This window comes from Kribbella aluminosa, assembly GCF_017876295.1.
GTDB classification, from domain to species: Bacteria; Actinomycetota; Actinomycetes; order Propionibacteriales; family Kribbellaceae; genus Kribbella; species Kribbella aluminosa.
Window position 1 is genome coordinate 4,064,538 of the sequence record NZ_JAGINT010000001.1, and the last position, 16,077, is coordinate 4,080,614.

The window sequence follows — 16,077 nt, forward strand, 5'->3', positions numbered from 1 at the left end:
GTTATCCCCCGGAGCACCTACCATCGTCGGATGCTCAGGACGGTGCTGTTCGACCTTGACGGGACGCTCGTCGATCACGAGTCAGCTGCAGCTGCGGCGGTCGTCGTGTGGGCGGCGGAGTACGGCGTGGTCGGTCCGGAGGTTGCCGCGGAGTGGGCTGCGGTGTCGGACAAGCACTACCGGCGTTACCAGCGGCGGGAGCTGACGTTTCCCGAGCAGCGGCGATTGCGCGTGCGCGAGTTCCTCGGGGTGGAGGCGAGCGAGGCCGAGGCGGACGAGATGTTCGAGAGCTATGCACGGCGGTACGAGGCGGGCTGGGCCGTGTACGACGATGCGGTGCCGGCGTTGCGGGCTGTCCGTGCGGCCGGGCTCGGGGCGGTGGTGCTGACGAACGGCAACACCGCCCACCAGACGTTCAAGCTCGACCGGATGGGGCTGACCGCGGAGATCGACGAGCTGATCACCGGCGACGACCTGCCCGCGACCAAGCCCGACCCGAGGGCCTTCGCGTACGCACTCGAACGTGTCGGCGCGGACCCTGACGAGGTGATCATGGTCGGCGACTCGCTCGAGAACGACGTACGCGGGGCGCAGGCAGCCGGGATCCACGCCGTGCTGATCGACCGGAACGACGTACACACGCAGACCGACGTACGCCGTATCCGGTCGTTGACCGAGGTCCTGGACGTGGTCAGCCCGCCAGGCGTCGACGGCGGGCGCGCTGCCGGCAGGTAGCCCCGCAGTACTGTGCCGGGCGACCCGTGGGCCGGGGCGGGAGCGTGGCGCCGCAGTCCGCACACAACCCGACGGGTTCCCGGCGAAAGCCGAGATCGTCACGAAAGGCCTGCCGTTCCGTGACGCCGACTGAAGGTCGCAGACTGTCCAGGACCAGTTGGACGAGTCGGAGACCGGCCGATCGATCGCTGTGGGCAGCGAGCATCGACGCACAGCCGACGGCGAGGGAAACCACGTCGTCAGGGCGGAGGTCGGAGCGGACACCCCCGGCCCGCTGCCCCGCGTGCAACAGTGCGGTCAAGACCTGCCGGAACCGTTGCACGGACGCCGTGAGCATCGGATGCGGCCAGCCCGCGTCGGCGGCCACGACGTCGCAAATGTGCCCGCGCTTGTGGGACTTCTCGACGACGTCCAGCAGAAACCCGAAGAACGCCTGCGTGGGCGCGAATTGCGCCATCCGCCGCTCACCCGAGGAGATCAGCTCATCCAGGTGCTGCACGAACACCGCCTCGAGCAGCGCCTGCTTGGTCGGAAAGTGCCGATAGACCGTGCCGGCGCCGACACCGGCCCGGCGGGCGATCTCTCCGAGCGGGACATCGAGTCCCTGCTCGGAGAGGGCCGCGCCGGCGGCGGTCAGCATCTTGGCCCGGTTGCGGCGGGCATCAGCCCTGTCACCGCCACCGATCGCTGCTGTCGTCATGTCACGAAATCCCTTGTGCGCCCGACTCAACCGGGTTGAAGTATTCCAGATATCCCCGGGTCAATCATCTTCCGACCAGTCCCCGGGAGAGGAGAGCGCGACATGGCCACCGAACCCACCATTAACCAGGCGCCTGACGCCGCAGCAGGCAGGACCGTCGCTGTCACCGGCGCGACCGGCAGGCAGGGCGGCGCGACGGCGCACCGGCTGCTGGCCGGCGGGTGGCGGGTCCGGGCACTGATTCGGGACAAGACCTCACCCGCCGCCGCAGCGCTCACGGACGCCGGTGCCGAGCTTGCCTTCGCCGACTTCGACGATCCGGCAAGCCTGGCACCGGCGCTGGAGGGAACCACCGATCTGTTCGCGGTACCGCCGGCTGCGTACGGGCCGGCCGGCAGCAACCACGAACTGGAGTTCACCCGCGGCCGGGCCCTGGCTGACGCGGCAGCAGCCGCTGGAGTCCGCCACGTGGTGTTCACCGGCGTCGCCTCGACTTCCGGCGACGCGTTCGCCGCCCCAGGAAAGCGGCGTACCGAGGAATATCTCCGCGAACAGCTCCCGATCGTCACGGTGCTGCGCCCGGTACGGTTCATGACGAACTACCTCGGGGCACCCGGCATCGGCCTCGACGGCATCGTCGACGGCGTTCACCGGCACCTGTTCCCGCCGGACGAGCCGTTCCAGATCATCGCGCTCGAAGATATCGCGGAGTTTGCCGCGCTGGCGTTCGAGCAGCCGGAACGGTTCGCCGGCCGGACGCTGGAGCTGGCAGGAGACGATCTGACCCCGGTCGAGGCCGTCGCCGTGATCGGCGCCGCGATCGGAGTCGAACTGCGGTACGAGCAGCTCACCCATGACGAGGCCGCCGCGCTGAACCCGGAGATCGCGGCGCTCCGGCAACGGTGGATCGATGGCCAACGGTGGCATGCGGACATCGAGGCGCTGCGAGTCATCCACCCCGGGCTGCGCACCCTGACCGACTGGCTCGCCGAGTCCGGAGCCGCCGCGCTCCGTGCGAGCCTGCTCGGCACGGATTAGCCGGCTCCAGATGTTGCCCTGGCTCGGCGCGCCGCTCGTCCGTCCGACCTGCTCAGGCAGCCGACCTGCTCGTCCGTCCGACCTGCTTGTCCGTCCGACCTGCTCGGGCAGCCGATCGCCCGGGTGATGCTCAGGTGCCGGACGGGGTCAGAAGGTCACCTCGTCGGTCTTCTTGACCGCTGCGGTGCGGCCCGGGGCGCGGTGGTTGGCCCAGTAGAGGTTGGTGTGGGCGACCACCTTGTCGGGGGTTGGTGCGCCCCACTCGGAGAGGTCCTCGGTCGTGTGGGCGTCGCCGATCAAGGTCACGTCGTACCCCCGGACCATCGCGCCGTGGATCGTCGAGCGGATGCATTCGTCGGTCTGGGCGCCGGCGACCACCAGGTGGCCGATGCCGGCGCGGCCGAGCACCTGCTCCAGGTCGGTTGCCTCGAACGAGTCGGCGTAAGTCTTGTGCACAAGCGTCTCCGAGCCGTCACGGGACAGCTCGGGGACCAGCTGCCACTCGTCGCTGTCCTTCGGGAGGTTCTCACCGGAGTGCTGGACCCAGACCACCGGGACTCCCCCGGCGCGCGCCTTGCCGACCAGGGTGCCGATGTTGGCGACCACCTGGTCCCGCTCGTACGCCTCTCCGACGACACCGGTCTGTACGTCGACCACCAAGAGGGCCGTGTTCGGCCGATCAGACAGCGTGGACATGCGCCGTTCCTTCCGTTCGAGTTGTACGACGGAACGCTAGCCGCGCCCGCCGACAGTTCTCGTCAGGTCCGCAACCTCAGCCGCACCGTCGGTACGTCGCCGTCGTCCAGATCCTCGGCCCGCCGGACCGAGGCCTTCAGCGGCAGGATGTACTGCCCGTCCTTCGGAAACATCGACGTCGCCCACACGCTTCCCCCGATCTCGGCCGTCACCGGGATCATCCCCCACCCGTAGGAAACCTGCCCCGCCTCCGCCTCGAAGTACGCGCACTCCTCCTCCGGCACCGTCACGAAGTACCAAGGCGCCGGTCCACGCCAGTACCAGACTTCTCCCGCAAACTCGATCTCGCTCACAACCACCCGTCCAGGGATCTCACGAAGTCGTCCATCCGCCCGTACCACACAGAATGCCCTGCCCTTGGGATCGCCCGAACACAGAATCCCAGCTCTTCCCGCACCCCGCTCCACGCCGGGTGGCGCCGAGGCGTGCCTGGCAGGTTGGTGACGACTGCGCGGTAGCCGTGCGCTGCTGGTGCCGGGCCGAGTTGGTGGTACTGCGTTGCCGCGCCGAGCATGCCGTGGAGCAGCGGCGCGAAGCGATCGCCGGATCCCCAGGCGAGCATCAGGCGAGGGTGCTGGCGGCGAGGAGGCGTTGGGAGAGGGCGTGGGAGGCGGTTTGGAGTTCGGGGCCGGCGAGGATTCGGTAGGGGGCCCGGATCGCGGTCAGTTGGGCGGCGTACCAGGTGGGCTCGTCGGTGCTGGCGACGAGTCGGGTGTGGGTTTCGTCGATGGGTTCGAGGCGGCCCATGCTGCGGGGGATCCAGCACGCGGTGTCCTCGCGCGGGGCGTCGATCTCGACCTCGATGGGGTACTTCCAGCCCATCGCCAGGTGCTCTTCGACCATGGCCAGCGGGTCGAAGTCGGCGGGTGGGGTGAAGTCGGTGGGTTGCGGCTCGACGCGGGTGATCCTGTCGACGCGCAGGACCCGTTGGGCGTCCTTCGTGTGGGACCAGCACAGCAGGTACCAGCGGCCGCGGCGGACGACGACCGCCCACGGGTCGACGTCCATCGGGAACTCGCTCTGGTGGCGCCGGTACTGGATGGTGATCCGGCGGTGCTCGGTGCTGTGTGAGACCAGCGCCGCGGTGATCTCCGGATCAGGCGTCCGTACGCCGGGGTCGGGGTCGCGGGCGCTGACCCGGCGGACGGCGTCGGTGGAGCGGGCGACCGGTTCGGGCAGGACGCGGATGATCTTGCCGAGCGCGGTCTCCACCGGGTCCGCCGTACCGCGCGGGCCTTCGAGGACCGCCATCACCAGGCCGAGCGCCTCGGTGGTGCTGAACATCAGCGGCGGCAGCCGAAGCCCGCGCCCGACGCGGTAGCCGCCGTACGGGCCGCGCGTCGACTCGATCGGGATGTCGGCCTCGCGCAGGATCGCGACGTACCGGCGGGCGGCGCGCTCCGAGACGCCGAGCTTGTCACCGAGTTGTTCCGCGGTGATGCCGGGCCGGTTCTGGATCAGCTCCAGGACCATCAGGGTGCGCGCGGTCGGGCTCACGTCGTACGCCATCGTCCACCGTTCCGGAAGAAGTCCGTCCGGTTCCGAGGGTAGCCCACCCTGAAGTGCTCAGGAGGTGAGCGGTTTGTCTGCGAGGATCGACGGGTGCGGGCAGATCGGTTGGTGGCGGTGCTGTTGCTGATGCAGGCACGCGGCCGGGTGACCGCGGCGGAGGTCGCGGCGGAGCTGGAGATCTCGGTCGCGACCGCGCGCCGTGATCTCGAGGCGTTGTCCACCGCCGGCATCCCGGTCTATCCGCAGCCCGGGCGGAACGGCGGCTGGCAGCTCGTCGGCGGCGCCCGTACCGATCTCAGCGGCCTGTCCGCGACCGAGGCGCAGGCGTTGTTCCTGCTCGTCGGCCCCGCCGCGTCGATCGCCCCGGACGCGAAGGCCGCGCTCCGCAAGCTGGTCCGCGCGCTGCCGGACACCTTTCGCGAGCACGCGCAGGCGGCCGCCGAGGCAGTGGTGATCGACCCGGCCCGCTGGGGCGAGCACGTGAAGGAGCGCCCGGAGCTGGTCCGTCGTCTGCAGGACGCCGTCGTACGCCGGGATCGCGTCCGATTGGTCTACTCCGGCCGCGGCCAGGACACGTCGGAACGTACGGCCGAACCGCTCGGCCTCGTCGACAAGGACGACGTCTGGTACCTGATCGCGGGTACCACCAACGGTCGGCGGACGTTCCGGGTCGACCGGATCGTGACCGCCGAACCGACCGGTGACTCCTTCGAGCGACCGGGCGACTTCGAACTGTCATCGGCCTGGGCCGAGATCGTCGAGCGGATGGAGGAACGCCGATCGGGGCTGACGGCAACGGTCCTGATGGACGAGCGGTTCGTGTGGGTGATGCAGGACCGGCTCGGCCGCAACTGCGAGGTGGACGGGACGGTCGGCGACCGGGTCCGGATCCGGGTCACCGCGGCGACGCCGTTGATGATCGCGCAGCACCTGGCCGGCTGGGGCGGGTCGGTCGAAGTCGTCGATCCGCCGTCGGTGCAGGCGGAGCTGGCACGTCTTGGCCGGGAATTGACCAACCGCTATGCCTCGGTGGACCACCCGGGTGAGTAAGGTGCCATGGTTCAGCGTGTCCCGATCAAGCCTCAGGAACCATTCGTGACGACATCCCCTCCCCAGCCGCCGCAAGGCCCGTACTCAGGTCAGCCGGACGGTTACGGCCCGCCACCGCAGCAGTTCCCGCAGTACGGCCAGCCCGCTCAGCAAGACCACCAGCAGGATCAGCAGTACGGCGGCCAGCAGGCCCCGCAGTATCAGGGCCAGCCCGGGCCGTACCAGCAGCAGTACGCCGGTCAGCCGGGCCAGCAGGCTCCGCAGTACGGCCAGTACCAGCAGCCCGGTCAGCAGGGTCAGTACCCGGGCCAGTCGTTCCCGCAGCCGGGATACGCCCCGCCGCAGGGTCAGATGGTCTGCCGCTTCTGCGGCGGCTACCCGGCGGTCGAGGCGACCGTCCGCGGCCACCAGGGCATGGTCATCCTGATGCGGTTTCTCAAGCTGCGGGGCCCGTTCTGCCGCACGTGCGGGATCGCATCCGTCCGTGACATGACCTCGAAGAGCCTGTGGCAGGGCTGGTGGGGCATCGGTTCGTCGATCATCAACCCGATCACGATGCTGATGAACATCGGCCCGATGCAGAAGTTCAAGGGCCTGCCGGAGCCGACGCCGGGTCCGGGCCGCCCGATGGATCCGGGCAAGCCGCTGTTCCAGCGCCCGGCGATCCTGATGTTGCTGCTGCCGTTCGTGGTGATCGCGCTGCTGATCGTCGGCAACCTCAACTCGACCGAGGCGAAGGCCCAGGTCGGTGCCTGCGTCGTGAACAAGGGCACGTCGAGCAACCCGAACGTGAAGGTCGTCGACTGCAGTTCGTCCGACGCCGAGTACAAGGTCATCGACAAGCTCGACTCCACGGACGAGAGCCAGTGCGGTGATACCGCCGACGCGACGTATGTCGACGAGAAAGCGAACTACACGCTCTGCCTGGCGAAGATCAAGTGAGTGCGGCGGGGTCCCGGCAGCGGGACCCCGCTCCTCAGCTGTAGTAACCCGCTACGGGTACCCGGGCCTCGTCGTACAGAGCAGGGCCTTCCAACGGCACGCCTGTGAAGTTGCCTGTGGTCTTGAGGCCGTCCAACTGCTCCCCCGACAGCGCGAACACGACCTTGCCCAGCCCGGAGCGTGCCAGCGCGCCTGAGCACATCTCGCACGGCTGACAGCTCGTGTACATGGTCGTGCCGGCAGCCACCTCGGGCGTGAGGTGCTGCGCCGCCCACACCGCCAGCTTCAGCTCCGGGTGAAAGCTGAGGTTGGTTTCGCTGATCGTCGTGTTGTGGTCCTCTGCCAGCACGTCGCCGCCCGGGCCGACCAGCAGCGAGCCGAACGGCGGGTCGCCGCCCTCCCGCGAGGCCGTGGCCAGCGCGATCGCTCGGCGCAGGAATCCTTCTGCTTCAGGTGTCACGTCGTCTCCAGTTCTCCGCAATCGTTGCCAACGCCTGCCATGCCGTCTCCGGTCGTTCGGTCTCCGCGGGATCGCCGACGAACGGATCGAGTACGACGCTCCCGGCGCCGAGCTCCCGCAGTACGGCGAGGTCCTGCAGCACCTGGTCGATCGATCCTTCGCCCGCGATCCGATCGTCGTCCGGCAGCGGGTCGCTGGTCAGCCGGAGCAGGATCCGCGGCGCGAACCCCGGCACCGGCCGGTCGAGCTGTTCCGCGAGCGCCCGCATCCGCGCCAGGCCGGCCCGCAACTCGGGAACAGTCTGCCGCAGCGGGTGCCACGCGTCGCCGTACCGCACGCTCCGCCGCAGTGCCGCCGTACTGCTGCCGCCCACCCACAACGGGACGAGGCCCTGCAGCTCCGCGAGCACCTCGTCGGTCCGGCGGCCGCGCGCGGCATGGTCCGCGCCGAGCGCCTCGAACTCCTGCCGCGCCCAGCCGACCCCGACGCCGAGCACGAGCCGGCCGCCGCTGAGCGCGTTCAGGTTCGCCGTCATCCTTGCCGTCAGCAACGGATGCCGGTACGGCGCGATCAGCACGGTGGTGCCGAGCCGGACCCGTTCGGTGATCCCGGCCAGCCAGCTCAGCGTGGTGAACGGCTCGTAGAACGGCTCCGGGTACTGCTCGGCGACGTCCGGAGTGACCACCACGTGGTCCGACACCATCAACAGGTCGTACCCGAGCCCTTCGACGATCCGGGCCCAGTCGCGCAGCCGCGCCGGGTTCGTCCCCGGCCCGAAGTTCGGCACGTTCACCCCGAGGTCCATGCCTCAAGGCTATCCAGGTGAAGACCTCCTCCTGAAGAGATTCCTCCCGGCGTACGCCGCCCTGCACCGGGGAATCACCGGTAGATTGGCCGTATGACCGAGAGTCTCGATCCGACCGACTGGGCGATCCTCGACGAGCTGCAGGCCGACGCCCGGCTGTCCCTGACCGAGCTCGGCCGGCGGGTGAGCCTGAGCGCGTCCGCGACCACCGAGCGGGTCCGGCGGCTGGAGTCGATCGGCGTGATCACCGGGTACCGCGCCGAGGTCGACCTGACGTCGGTCGGCTACCCGGTGCTGGCAGTCGTCCGGCTGAAGTACCCCGGGAACAAGCACGAGCCGTTGCACCGGCTGCTGGCCGAGCGCGGCGAGATCCTCGAGTGCCTGCGGACCACCGGCGACGACTGCTACACGCTGAAGGTCGCCGCGGCCTCGATGCCGCACCTGGAGGAGCTGGTCAACGAGCTGACCGACTTCGGCAGTACGACGACCAACCTCGTCTACTCGCAGACGCAGCGGTACCGCGGCCCGCAAAAGCCGGTGGCCGATCGGCCCTGAGGATGAGAGCGTGTCCCGATGCTGACCGTCCTCGGTATCGCCGTCTCCCCCGACCTGCTCGACCGCTGGGTCGACTGGCTCGCGCCCGACGAGCAGCCGTTCTTCGTCACGCGGAAGCAGGCGAACGCGTGGAAGCTCGGCACCGATGATCGCGAGCCGAGCCGCGAGGACCGCGACACGTACTGGATCTACGCGATCGACCGGAAGGCGGCGCGGACGGTCTGGCTGACCGAGGCGGCGTACGGCGAACTTCCGAAGGCTACCCGCGCCGGGCTGGTGCGTGCGCAGGTGAGCTACGGGCGCGGGTTCGTGCCGAGCGTGCGGAGGTGGTCCGGCGTTGTCGGGGACGGCATCAGGCAGCAGGCGGACGGGCATCGGTTCGTCTGGTGGAAATCGTTGCTGGGCAATCCGATGGCGGTACTGCCGGAGATCGTCAGCGAGGACCTGGGACCGAGTCGGCACGCGGAGGTTCGCAGCTGGCCGAGGAAGTTGCCACGGGTGGAGGAACTGGCGGGGACGTTCGCGGACGGGAGCGGGCCGAACTGTTTCGGCACGGTGATGGCGGCGTGCGGGGTCGAGGGCGCCGAGCACGTGTGGATGGTGCGCGAGCCGTTCGAGGAGTGGCTGGCGGCGCACACCGAGCGCGGCGGCAAGGACGACGTACCGGGGACGGTCTTCGTGTGGCGGGACGCTGCGGGGCTCGTGCAGCACGCGGCGGTGACCATTGGCGGCGGCTGGATGTTGCACAAGCCGTCGCAGTCGTGGAAGTCGCCGCGCAAGGTGCGGACGGTGGCCGAGGTGAAGCGCGCCACGCGGACCGCGGGCTGGCGGCTCGAACGCCATAGGGTTGTCCTGTGAGGCTGCTTGTCACCGGTGACGCAGGACTCCTGGGGCGGGAACTCCTGCGCGTGGCGTCGCACGACGTCGTCCCGGCGTACCACGCGCAACCGGTCCCGGGCGGTGTGCAGCTCGACGTACGGCGACCCGATCAGGTCCGGGACGTGATCCGGAAGGTCGAGCCGGACGGGATCATCCACACCGCGTACAAGCAGGACGACTGGGCGACCACCGCCGACGGCGCCGTCAACGTCGCCCTCGCCGCTGGCGATGCCCGCCTCGTCTTCGTGTCGAGCGACGCGGTCTTCGGCTCCCGCGCGACGGCCTACGCGGAGCACGAGTCGCCCTGCCCGACAACGCCGTACGGCGCGGCCAAGGCGGCCGCGGAGACGGCCGTCCGGGCGCTCCGGCCGGACGCGGTCATCGCCCGTACGTCGATCATCGTCGGATCGGACGGCTCCTCCGGAGAGGAACGCCGGGTACGCCGCCTCGCGGCAGGCGAACCCGGCGCGTTCTTCACCGCCAACATCCGCTGCCCGGTCCACGTCGCCGACCTGGCGTCCGCACTGCTCGAACTACTGATCCTGGACTTCCACGGCATCACCCACGTGGCCGGCCCCGAACCGCTCAGCCGTCACGAGCTGGGCCGTCTGATCGCCGTTCGCGATGGCCTCGACCCGGACGCGCTCCCGTTCGAAGCAGGCACTCCGTCGGACATCCGCGTCGACAGCCGCAGTACCCAACGCCTCCTGCGCACCCGCCTCAGGCCGCCGAAAGAGTTCCTCAGTCGTTGACCGTGGTCGTCACCGGTGTGCCGAGTTCGACGGTCCGGCTGACCGTGCACAGCCGGTCGTGGGACATCTTCACCGCGCGCGGGAGCGCCTCGCGGGCCTTGTCGCCGTCCTCGCCCTCGGGGAAGTGGACGGTGAACTCGATCGCGAGGTTCTGCATCCGGTTGCCTTCGTCGGCGTCGCGGATCTTGTCGCCCTTGACCACCGCGCTGAACTCGGTCGGCTCCGCGCGCCGGCTGACCACGACGTCGACGTCGATCGCCGAGCAGGTGCCGATCGCGGCCAGCAGCAGCTCGACCGGCGTGAAGTCGGTGTCCGCGCCGCCGGAACCGACCCGGATGCTGCCGCCGCGGGCGTTCTTCACCTCGTAGCTGCTGTTCGCCAGGCGTTCGAAGCTGACCTGGCGGAGGGTGTCTGCCATCGTCCCGTCACATTCTGTTGCTTGTGGCAACGTTAGAGGTTCTGCAGGGCCTCGCGAACCGGGGTGTCGCCGGCCACGAGCTCGAGTGTCCGGCCGATCGCGGCCGGGGTGTCGCAGAGCCCGGCCAGCACCAGCGCGACGTCGTCACGGGTGATCCGGCCGTTCCCGGTCTTGTCGGCGAGGTACACCGTGCCGGTGCCCGGGTCGTCCGTCAGGCCGCCGGGCCGCAGTACCGTCCAGTCCAGGTCGCGGGCGCGCAGGTCCTCCTCGGCCGCCCACTTCGCCTTCAGGTACACCGTGAACGTCGCGTCGTCGGTGAGCGACTCGGCCCGGTCCGCGCCCATCGAGCCGACCTGGATGTGCCGCCGTACGCCGGCCTGCTCGGCGGCGTCCGCGAACAACGCGGCCGCACCGCGGTCGACGGTGTCCTTCCGGGCATTCCCGCTGCCCGGCCCGGCGCCGGCCGCGAAGATCGCGACGTCGGCACCACGCAGTACGTCGGCCACGGCAGCCGTATCGGCCTGCTCAAGGTCGAGGACGGCGGCCTGACCACCGGCTGCGGCGATGTCGGACTCGTGCTCCGGGTTGCGCACTATGCCGACCACCAGATGACCGTCGGCGCTCAGCAACCGGGTCAGGCGCAGCGCGATCTGTCCGTGTCCACCTGCAATCACGACTCGCATACCCCGACCCTATCCCGCAGGTTGTGCTACCCGCGGAGGACCGGCCGGAGGGCATCGAGTACGGCGGGGTCCTCGATCGTCGACGGGACCGGCTCGTCGCGGCCGTCGGCGATGCCGCGCATCGTCCGGCGCAGGATCTTCCCGGACCGGGTCTTCGGTAGCGCCTCCACCACCGACACGTCCCGGAACGCCGCAACCGGTCCGATCTCCCGGCGTACTGCGGCCACCAGTTCGTCCCGCAGTACGTCGTCGGTGACCGTGGCCCCCGCCTTCAGTACGACGAAGGCCCGCGGCAGCTGCCCCTTCAGCGCGTCGTGCACGCCGATCACCGCGCACTCCGCGACGGCCGGGTTGGACGCCACGACGGCCTCGATCGACCCCGTCGACAGCCGGTGGCCGGCCACGTTGATGACATCGTCGGTTCGGCCCATCACGAAGATGTAGCCGTCGTCGTCGATGTAGCCGCCGTCTCCGGTCAGGTAGTACCCGTCGTACTCCTTCAGATAACTGTCGATGTAGCGCTGGTCGTCACCCCACAGCGTCGGCAGCGCGCCGGGCGGCAGCGGGAGCTTGATCGCGATCGAGCCCTCCTCGTGCGGCAGCAGCTCCTTGCCGTACGTGTCGAGGATCTGCACGTTCCACCCGGGCATCGGTACGGTCGCCGAGCCAGGCTTGGTCGGCAGTGGCTCGAGCCCGCGCGGGTTCGCGGCGATCGGCCAGCCGGTCTCGGTCTGCCACCAGTGGTCGACTACCGGTACGTCGAGGTGGTCGTGCGCCCAGTGGTACGTCTCCGGGTCCAGCCGCTCCCCCGCCAGGAACAAGGTCCGGAACGTGTCCATCGGGTATTTCGCCGGCTCGGCCGCCTCGGGGTCCACTTTCTTGATCGCCCGGATCGCGGTCGGCGCGGTGAACAACGCCTTGACGCCGTGCTCCGAGATCACCCGCCAGAACGCGCCGGCGTCCGGCGTACCGACCGGCTTGCCCTCGTACAGGACGGTCGTCGCACCCGCCAGGAGCGGCGCGTACACGATGTACGAGTGGCCGACCACCCAGCCGACGTCGGAGGCGGTCCACCACACGTCGCCCGGGCCGACGTCGTACACGTTCCGCATCGTCCAGGCGAGCGCGACCGCGTGCCCGCCGTTGTCACGGACCACGCCTTTCGGGCGTCCCGTCGTACCGGAGGTGTAGAGGATGTAGAGCGGGTCGGTCGCGGCGACCGGCACCGGGCCGGCCGGCTGGGCCTGCGCGACCAACGAGGTCCAGTCGAGGTCCCGTTCGCCCAGCTGCGCCTCTGCTTGCGGACGCTGCAGTACGACGGTGTACGCGGGCCGGTGCGACGCGATCGTGAGCGCCTCGTCGATGATCGGCTTGTACTCGACCACCCGGGACGGCTCGATCCCGCAGGACGCGGCCACGATCACCTTCGGGCCGGCGTCCTCGATCCGGGCCGCCAGCTCCCGCGGCGCGAACCCGCCGAACACCACCGAGTGGATCGCGCCGAGCCGCGCGCACGCCAGCATCGCGACCACGGCCTCCGGGATCATCGGCATGTAGACGATCACCCGATCACCCTTGCCCACCCCGAGCCCGGCCAGCGCCCCGGCGAACGTCGCCACCTCGTCGCGCAGTTCCGTGTAGCTGTAGCTGCGCCCGGTCCCGGTCACCGGCGAGTCGTAGATCAGCGCCGTCCGCTCGCCGTCGCCCGCGTCGACATGCCGGTCGAGAGCGTTGTACGACGTGTTCAGCTCGCCGTCCGGGAACCACCGGAAGATCGGCGCCGCGCTCGCGTCGAGGGCCTGGGTCGGCGGCCGCGTCCAGGAGATCGCCTCGGCCGCCTCCAGCCAGAACCCGTGCGGGTCGTCCAGGCTCCGGCGATAACTCTCGTCGTACGCGCCCATGGGCAGGGCCTCCCAACCGTCGGCTGTTCACCATCGTGGCAGGGTTGGGGTATGACGGTAAGTGTCGACGACGTACAGCAGGCCGCGCAGCGGATCGCCGGGCGGGTCCGGCGTACTCCGGTGATCGAGGTGGCGCCGGGCGTCACGTTCAAGCTCGAGCTGCTGCAGCACACCGGGTCGTTCAAACCGCGAGGCGCCTTCAACCGGTTGCTGACCGCGAAGGAGAACGGCGAGCTGGGCGGTCAGGGCATCGTCGCCGCGTCCGGTGGGAACCACGGGCTCGCGGCCGCGTACGCCGCGCGCGAACTCGGCGTACCGGCCCGGATCTTCGTACCCGAGACCACCCCGGCCGCGAAGCTCGGCAAGCTGCAGACGCTCGGCGCGGACATCGTGCAGGTCGGCAACGAGTACGCCGAGGCGTACGAGGCGGCGCTGCAGGCGCAGGGCGAGTCCGGCGGGCTGCTCGTGCACGCGTACGACCAGGCGGAGGTCGTCGCCGGTCAGGGCACGGTCGGCCTGGAGATCCTCGACCAGGTCGACGACTTCGACACCGTACTGGTCGCGGTCGGGGGCGGCGGGCTGATCGGCGGCATCGTTACCGCGATCGGCGACAACGCCAACGTCATCGGGGTGGAGCCGGTGCTGGCCCCGACCATGAACCGCGCTCTGCACGCGCAGCAGCCCACGGACGGGCCAGTAGGTGGCGTAGCAGCCGACTCCCTGGGAGCCCGCCGCCTCGGCGACCTCGCGTTCGCCGCAGTACGGCGCCACCAGGTGCAGTCCCTCCTGGTCGACGACGACTCGATCGTTGCCGCCCGCAAGGAACTGTGGAGCAGCTACCACCTGGCAACGGAGCACGGCGGCGCTGTCGCCTGGGCAGCCCTCTCGTCCGGCGCCTACAAACCGGCCGACGGCGAGCGGGTGGTCGTGGTCGTCTGCGGAGCCAACACCGACCCGAGCACGCTCATTTAGGACGGGCTGGTTTGTCGTCGGCGAGCACCCAGGCCGCGAACAGACCGGCGATGCCGCCGCACAGGTGACCCTGCCAGGAGATTCCGTCCTGCGGCAGCAGGCTGGTCAGCAGCGCGCTGCCCCACACCATGATGACCACGATCCCGACCAGCACCTGACCGAGCCGCCGGTTGAACAGCCCCCGCACGATCAGGTACGCCGCGTACCCGAAGACCAGGCCGCTGGCGCCGATCGTGATCACGTTCGACGGTGAGATCAGCCAGGTCCCGAAACCGCCGAGCACCGTCACGATCGCGGTCACCGCGAACAACCGGGACGCGCCGCTGACCGCGATCAGCACGCCGAGCGTCACGAGCGGCAGCGTGTTCGAGATCAGGTGGCCGAACCCCAGGTGCAGGAACGGGGAGGTCAGAATCCCGATCAGGCCGCGCGGCTCCCGGGAGATGATCCCGTACTGGTTCAGGGCGCCGTTCGTCGCGGTGTCGATGATCTCGCTGAGCCACATCAGCCCGACCAGCCCAGCGAGCAGCTTCAGGCCACCTCCGATCTTCGAGGTGTCCACGCTCCGCCCGGTCCGCTTCGCCGGCGTCTGGTAGCTCATGTCTCAACGATGCCGTATCCGGCCAAGTCTCAGCCCTTGACAGGCGCGGCGACAGCGGAACGTGACGTCTGCGATACTGCGAGTGGCTCGTCGAGTGAGGGGGAACGATGCCGATCGCGGTGTACGTCCTTGGCCTGAGCATCTTCGCGCAGGGCACATCGGAGCTGATGCTCGCCGGGCTGCTCCCGGAGCTGGCCGCGGACCTGCACGTCTCGATCCCGCAGGCGGGGCTGCTGATCTCCGCGTTCGCGGCCGGCATGCTGGTCGGCGCCCCGGTGCTCGCGGTCGTCACGCTCAACTGGTCCCGGCGTACGGCGCTGCTCGTCTTCCTTGCGATCTTCGCGCTCACCCATGTCGCGGGCGCCCTGACCACCAGTTACGCCGTACTGCTCGCGACCCGGATCGTCGGCGCGTTCGTGTACGCCGGGTTCTGGTCGGTCGCCGCGGTGACGGTCGTGGCGCTGGTCCCGTCGAACGCCCGCGCCCGCGCGATGAGCGTCGTCACCGGCGGCCTCACGATCGCCACGATCATCGGCCTGCCGCTCGGCACCGTCCTCGGCCAGCACCTCGGCTGGCAGTCGGCGTTCTGGACCGTCGCCGGCCTGTGTGTGCTCGCGATGGCCGGCGTCGTCGCCACCGTCCCCGCGGGCCGCCCTGACCCGGCGACGACCCCACGCCTCCTCGAGGAACTCCGCGCCCTGCGCAACACCCGTCTCTGGCTGGCCTTCGCCACCACGGCACTGGTCACCGCGTCGATCCTCGTCACCTTCAGCTATCTGGCCCCGCTGCTGACCCAAACCACTCACCTCCCCACCGGCGCAGTGCCAGGCATCCTCGCGCTGTACGGTCTCGGGTCCTTCATCGGGATCACCGTCGGCGGCCGCTTCGCCGACGCGCTCCCGTTCCACACGCTGTTCATCAGCATCACCGGACTCATCGCGCTGTCCGCCGTACTCGCCCTTACCGCTCACATCGCGGTGCTCGCGATCGCCGTCATCGTGTTCCTCGGCGCCTTCGGCTTCGCCGCGAACCCGGCGCTCAACGCCCGCGTCTTCAGCCTCGCCGGCGACGCACCCACGCTCGCCACCGCCACCAACTTCTCCGCGTTCAACGTCGGCATCACCGTCGGCCCGTGGCTCGGCGGCCTCGCGATCGACGCCGGCGCGGGCTACCCGAGCCTCGGCTGGATCGCGGTCGGCACCGGGCTGGCGGCGCTCGCGACGGTCCTGTTCGCCGCGCTGGTCACTGCACCGGACCCTGCTGATCGCGGTGCGCCGGATCGAAGTCGGCGTGCCGTCTGAGCTTGCGGCATCATGTC

General features: G+C 69.9%; 21 protein-coding genes. 9 read left to right on the top strand and 12 right to left on the bottom strand.

Features of this window, described 5'->3' with window-relative positions; all coding sequences use genetic code 11:
* Positions 1–30 precede the first annotated feature (30 nt).
* Positions 31–735, top strand: a complete 705-nt coding sequence (locus tag JOF29_RS19440) for an HAD family hydrolase (RefSeq protein ID WP_209695574.1) — start codon at positions 31–33, stop codon at positions 733–735.
* Here the strand turns inward: JOF29_RS19440 and JOF29_RS19445 are convergent.
* Positions 692–1,435: a TetR/AcrR family transcriptional regulator gene (locus tag JOF29_RS19445; RefSeq protein WP_209695575.1), complete on the bottom strand. Its 744-nt coding sequence runs from the start codon at positions 1,433–1,435 to the stop codon at positions 692–694. The genes JOF29_RS19440 and JOF29_RS19445 overlap by 44 nt on opposite strands.
* 102 nt (positions 1,436–1,537) lie before the next feature.
* On the opposite strand from JOF29_RS19445, the gene JOF29_RS19450 reads away from it, so the two are divergent.
* Positions 1,538–2,473, top strand: coding sequence for an NmrA family NAD(P)-binding protein (locus JOF29_RS19450; RefSeq protein WP_209695576.1), 936 nt, complete (start codon positions 1,538–1,540; stop codon positions 2,471–2,473).
* A 147-nt stretch (positions 2,474–2,620) separates the two neighbouring features.
* On the opposite strand, the gene JOF29_RS19455 is transcribed toward JOF29_RS19450, so the two are convergent.
* From JOF29_RS19455 to JOF29_RS19470, 4 genes are all read right to left on the bottom strand, one after another.
* Positions 2,621–3,169, bottom strand: coding sequence for an isochorismatase family protein (locus tag JOF29_RS19455; RefSeq protein WP_209695577.1), 549 nt, complete (start codon positions 3,167–3,169; stop codon positions 2,621–2,623).
* 62 nt (positions 3,170–3,231) lie between these two features.
* Positions 3,232–3,522 carry a DUF1905 domain-containing protein gene (locus JOF29_RS19460; RefSeq protein WP_209695578.1) on the bottom strand — a complete coding sequence of 97 codons (291 nt, stop codon included), beginning with the start codon at positions 3,520–3,522 and terminating at the stop codon, positions 3,232–3,234.
* The gene (locus JOF29_RS19465; RefSeq protein ID WP_209695579.1) at positions 3,519–3,791 is read right to left on the bottom strand and encodes a hypothetical protein; all 273 of its coding nucleotides are present in this window, start codon (positions 3,789–3,791) and stop codon (positions 3,519–3,521) included. The genes JOF29_RS19460 and JOF29_RS19465 overlap by 4 nt, the downstream gene beginning before the upstream one ends.
* A complete protein-coding gene (locus JOF29_RS19470) occupies positions 3,791–4,738 on the bottom strand; it encodes a helix-turn-helix transcriptional regulator (protein WP_209695580.1) in 948 nt (315 codons plus the stop codon). Before JOF29_RS19470 ends, JOF29_RS19465 begins: the two co-directional genes overlap by 1 nt.
* Before the next feature lie 93 nt (positions 4,739–4,831).
* Between JOF29_RS19470 and JOF29_RS19475 the strand changes: the two genes are divergently transcribed.
* Positions 4,832–5,791, top strand: coding sequence for a helix-turn-helix transcriptional regulator (locus JOF29_RS19475; RefSeq protein WP_209695581.1), 960 nt, complete (start codon positions 4,832–4,834; stop codon positions 5,789–5,791).
* A gap of 84 nt (positions 5,792–5,875) precedes the next feature.
* Here the strand turns inward: JOF29_RS19475 and JOF29_RS43300 are convergent, their stop codons facing one another.
* Positions 5,876–6,199, bottom strand: a complete 324-nt coding sequence (locus JOF29_RS43300) for a hypothetical protein (RefSeq protein WP_245357672.1) — start codon at positions 6,197–6,199, stop codon at positions 5,876–5,878.
* Between the two features lie 18 nt (positions 6,200–6,217).
* Here JOF29_RS43300 and JOF29_RS43305 point away from each other — a divergent pair, with 18 nt between their 5' ends.
* Positions 6,218–6,733 carry an LppU/SCO3897 family protein gene (locus JOF29_RS43305; RefSeq protein ID WP_245357673.1) on the top strand — a complete coding sequence of 172 codons (516 nt, stop codon included), beginning with the start codon at positions 6,218–6,220 and terminating at the stop codon, positions 6,731–6,733.
* A 34-nt stretch (positions 6,734–6,767) separates the two neighbouring features.
* On the opposite strand, the gene JOF29_RS19485 is transcribed toward JOF29_RS43305, so the two are convergent.
* Together JOF29_RS19485 and JOF29_RS19490 are read right to left on the bottom strand one after the other, a co-directional pair.
* The gene (locus JOF29_RS19485; protein ID WP_209695583.1) at positions 6,768–7,193 is read right to left on the bottom strand and encodes a nucleoside deaminase; all 426 of its coding nucleotides are present in this window, start codon (positions 7,191–7,193) and stop codon (positions 6,768–6,770) included.
* A complete protein-coding gene (locus JOF29_RS19490; protein ID WP_209695584.1) occupies positions 7,183–7,998 on the bottom strand; it encodes an LLM class flavin-dependent oxidoreductase in 816 nt (271 codons plus the stop codon). Before JOF29_RS19490 ends, JOF29_RS19485 begins: the two co-directional genes overlap by 11 nt.
* 93 nt (positions 7,999–8,091) lie before the next feature.
* Between JOF29_RS19490 and JOF29_RS19495 the strand changes: the two genes are divergently transcribed.
* The 3 genes from JOF29_RS19495 to JOF29_RS19505 are packed head-to-tail and all read left to right on the top strand — an operon-like array spanning position 8,092 to position 10,184.
* Positions 8,092–8,553 (top strand): Lrp/AsnC family transcriptional regulator, encoded by a 462-nt coding sequence (locus tag JOF29_RS19495; RefSeq protein ID WP_209695585.1) that lies wholly within the window; start codon positions 8,092–8,094, stop codon positions 8,551–8,553.
* Between the two features lie 18 nt (positions 8,554–8,571).
* A complete protein-coding gene (locus JOF29_RS19500; RefSeq protein ID WP_245357674.1) occupies positions 8,572–9,411 on the top strand; it encodes a hypothetical protein in 840 nt (279 codons plus the stop codon).
* The gene (locus tag JOF29_RS19505) at positions 9,408–10,184 is read left to right on the top strand and encodes an SDR family oxidoreductase (RefSeq protein ID WP_209695586.1); all 777 of its coding nucleotides are present in this window, start codon (positions 9,408–9,410) and stop codon (positions 10,182–10,184) included. The genes JOF29_RS19500 and JOF29_RS19505 overlap by 4 nt, the downstream gene beginning before the upstream one ends.
* Here the strand turns inward: JOF29_RS19505 and JOF29_RS19510 are convergent.
* From JOF29_RS19510 to JOF29_RS19520, 3 genes are read right to left on the bottom strand one after another with little or no spacing between them, the layout of a single operon-like run.
* Positions 10,174–10,602, bottom strand: coding sequence for an OsmC family protein (locus tag JOF29_RS19510; protein WP_209695587.1), 429 nt, complete (start codon positions 10,600–10,602; stop codon positions 10,174–10,176). The two genes, JOF29_RS19505 and JOF29_RS19510, sit on opposite strands and share 11 nt — an antisense overlap.
* A 32-nt stretch (positions 10,603–10,634) precedes the next feature.
* On the bottom strand, positions 10,635–11,285 hold the full coding sequence (locus JOF29_RS19515) for an SDR family oxidoreductase (protein WP_209695588.1): 651 nt from the start codon (positions 11,283–11,285) through the stop codon (positions 10,635–10,637).
* 26 nt (positions 11,286–11,311) lie between these two features.
* Positions 11,312–13,186: a propionyl-CoA synthetase gene (locus JOF29_RS19520; protein WP_209695589.1), complete on the bottom strand. Its 1,875-nt coding sequence runs from the start codon at positions 13,184–13,186 to the stop codon at positions 11,312–11,314.
* 51 nt (positions 13,187–13,237) lie between these two features.
* On the opposite strand from JOF29_RS19520, the gene JOF29_RS19525 reads away from it, so the two are divergent.
* Positions 13,238–14,158 carry a threonine/serine dehydratase gene (locus JOF29_RS19525; RefSeq protein WP_209695590.1) on the top strand — a complete coding sequence of 307 codons (921 nt, stop codon included), beginning with the start codon at positions 13,238–13,240 and terminating at the stop codon, positions 14,156–14,158.
* On the opposite strand, the gene JOF29_RS19530 is transcribed toward JOF29_RS19525, so the two are convergent.
* The gene (locus tag JOF29_RS19530; protein WP_209695591.1) at positions 14,151–14,759 is read right to left on the bottom strand and encodes a rhomboid family intramembrane serine protease; all 609 of its coding nucleotides are present in this window, start codon (positions 14,757–14,759) and stop codon (positions 14,151–14,153) included. The two genes, JOF29_RS19525 and JOF29_RS19530, sit on opposite strands and share 8 nt — an antisense overlap.
* A gap of 107 nt (positions 14,760–14,866) precedes the next feature.
* Between JOF29_RS19530 and JOF29_RS19535 the strand changes: the two genes are divergently transcribed.
* Positions 14,867–16,060, top strand: a complete 1,194-nt coding sequence (locus tag JOF29_RS19535) for a Cmx/CmrA family chloramphenicol efflux MFS transporter (protein ID WP_209695592.1) — start codon at positions 14,867–14,869, stop codon at positions 16,058–16,060.
* Positions 16,061–16,077 lie beyond the last annotated feature (17 nt).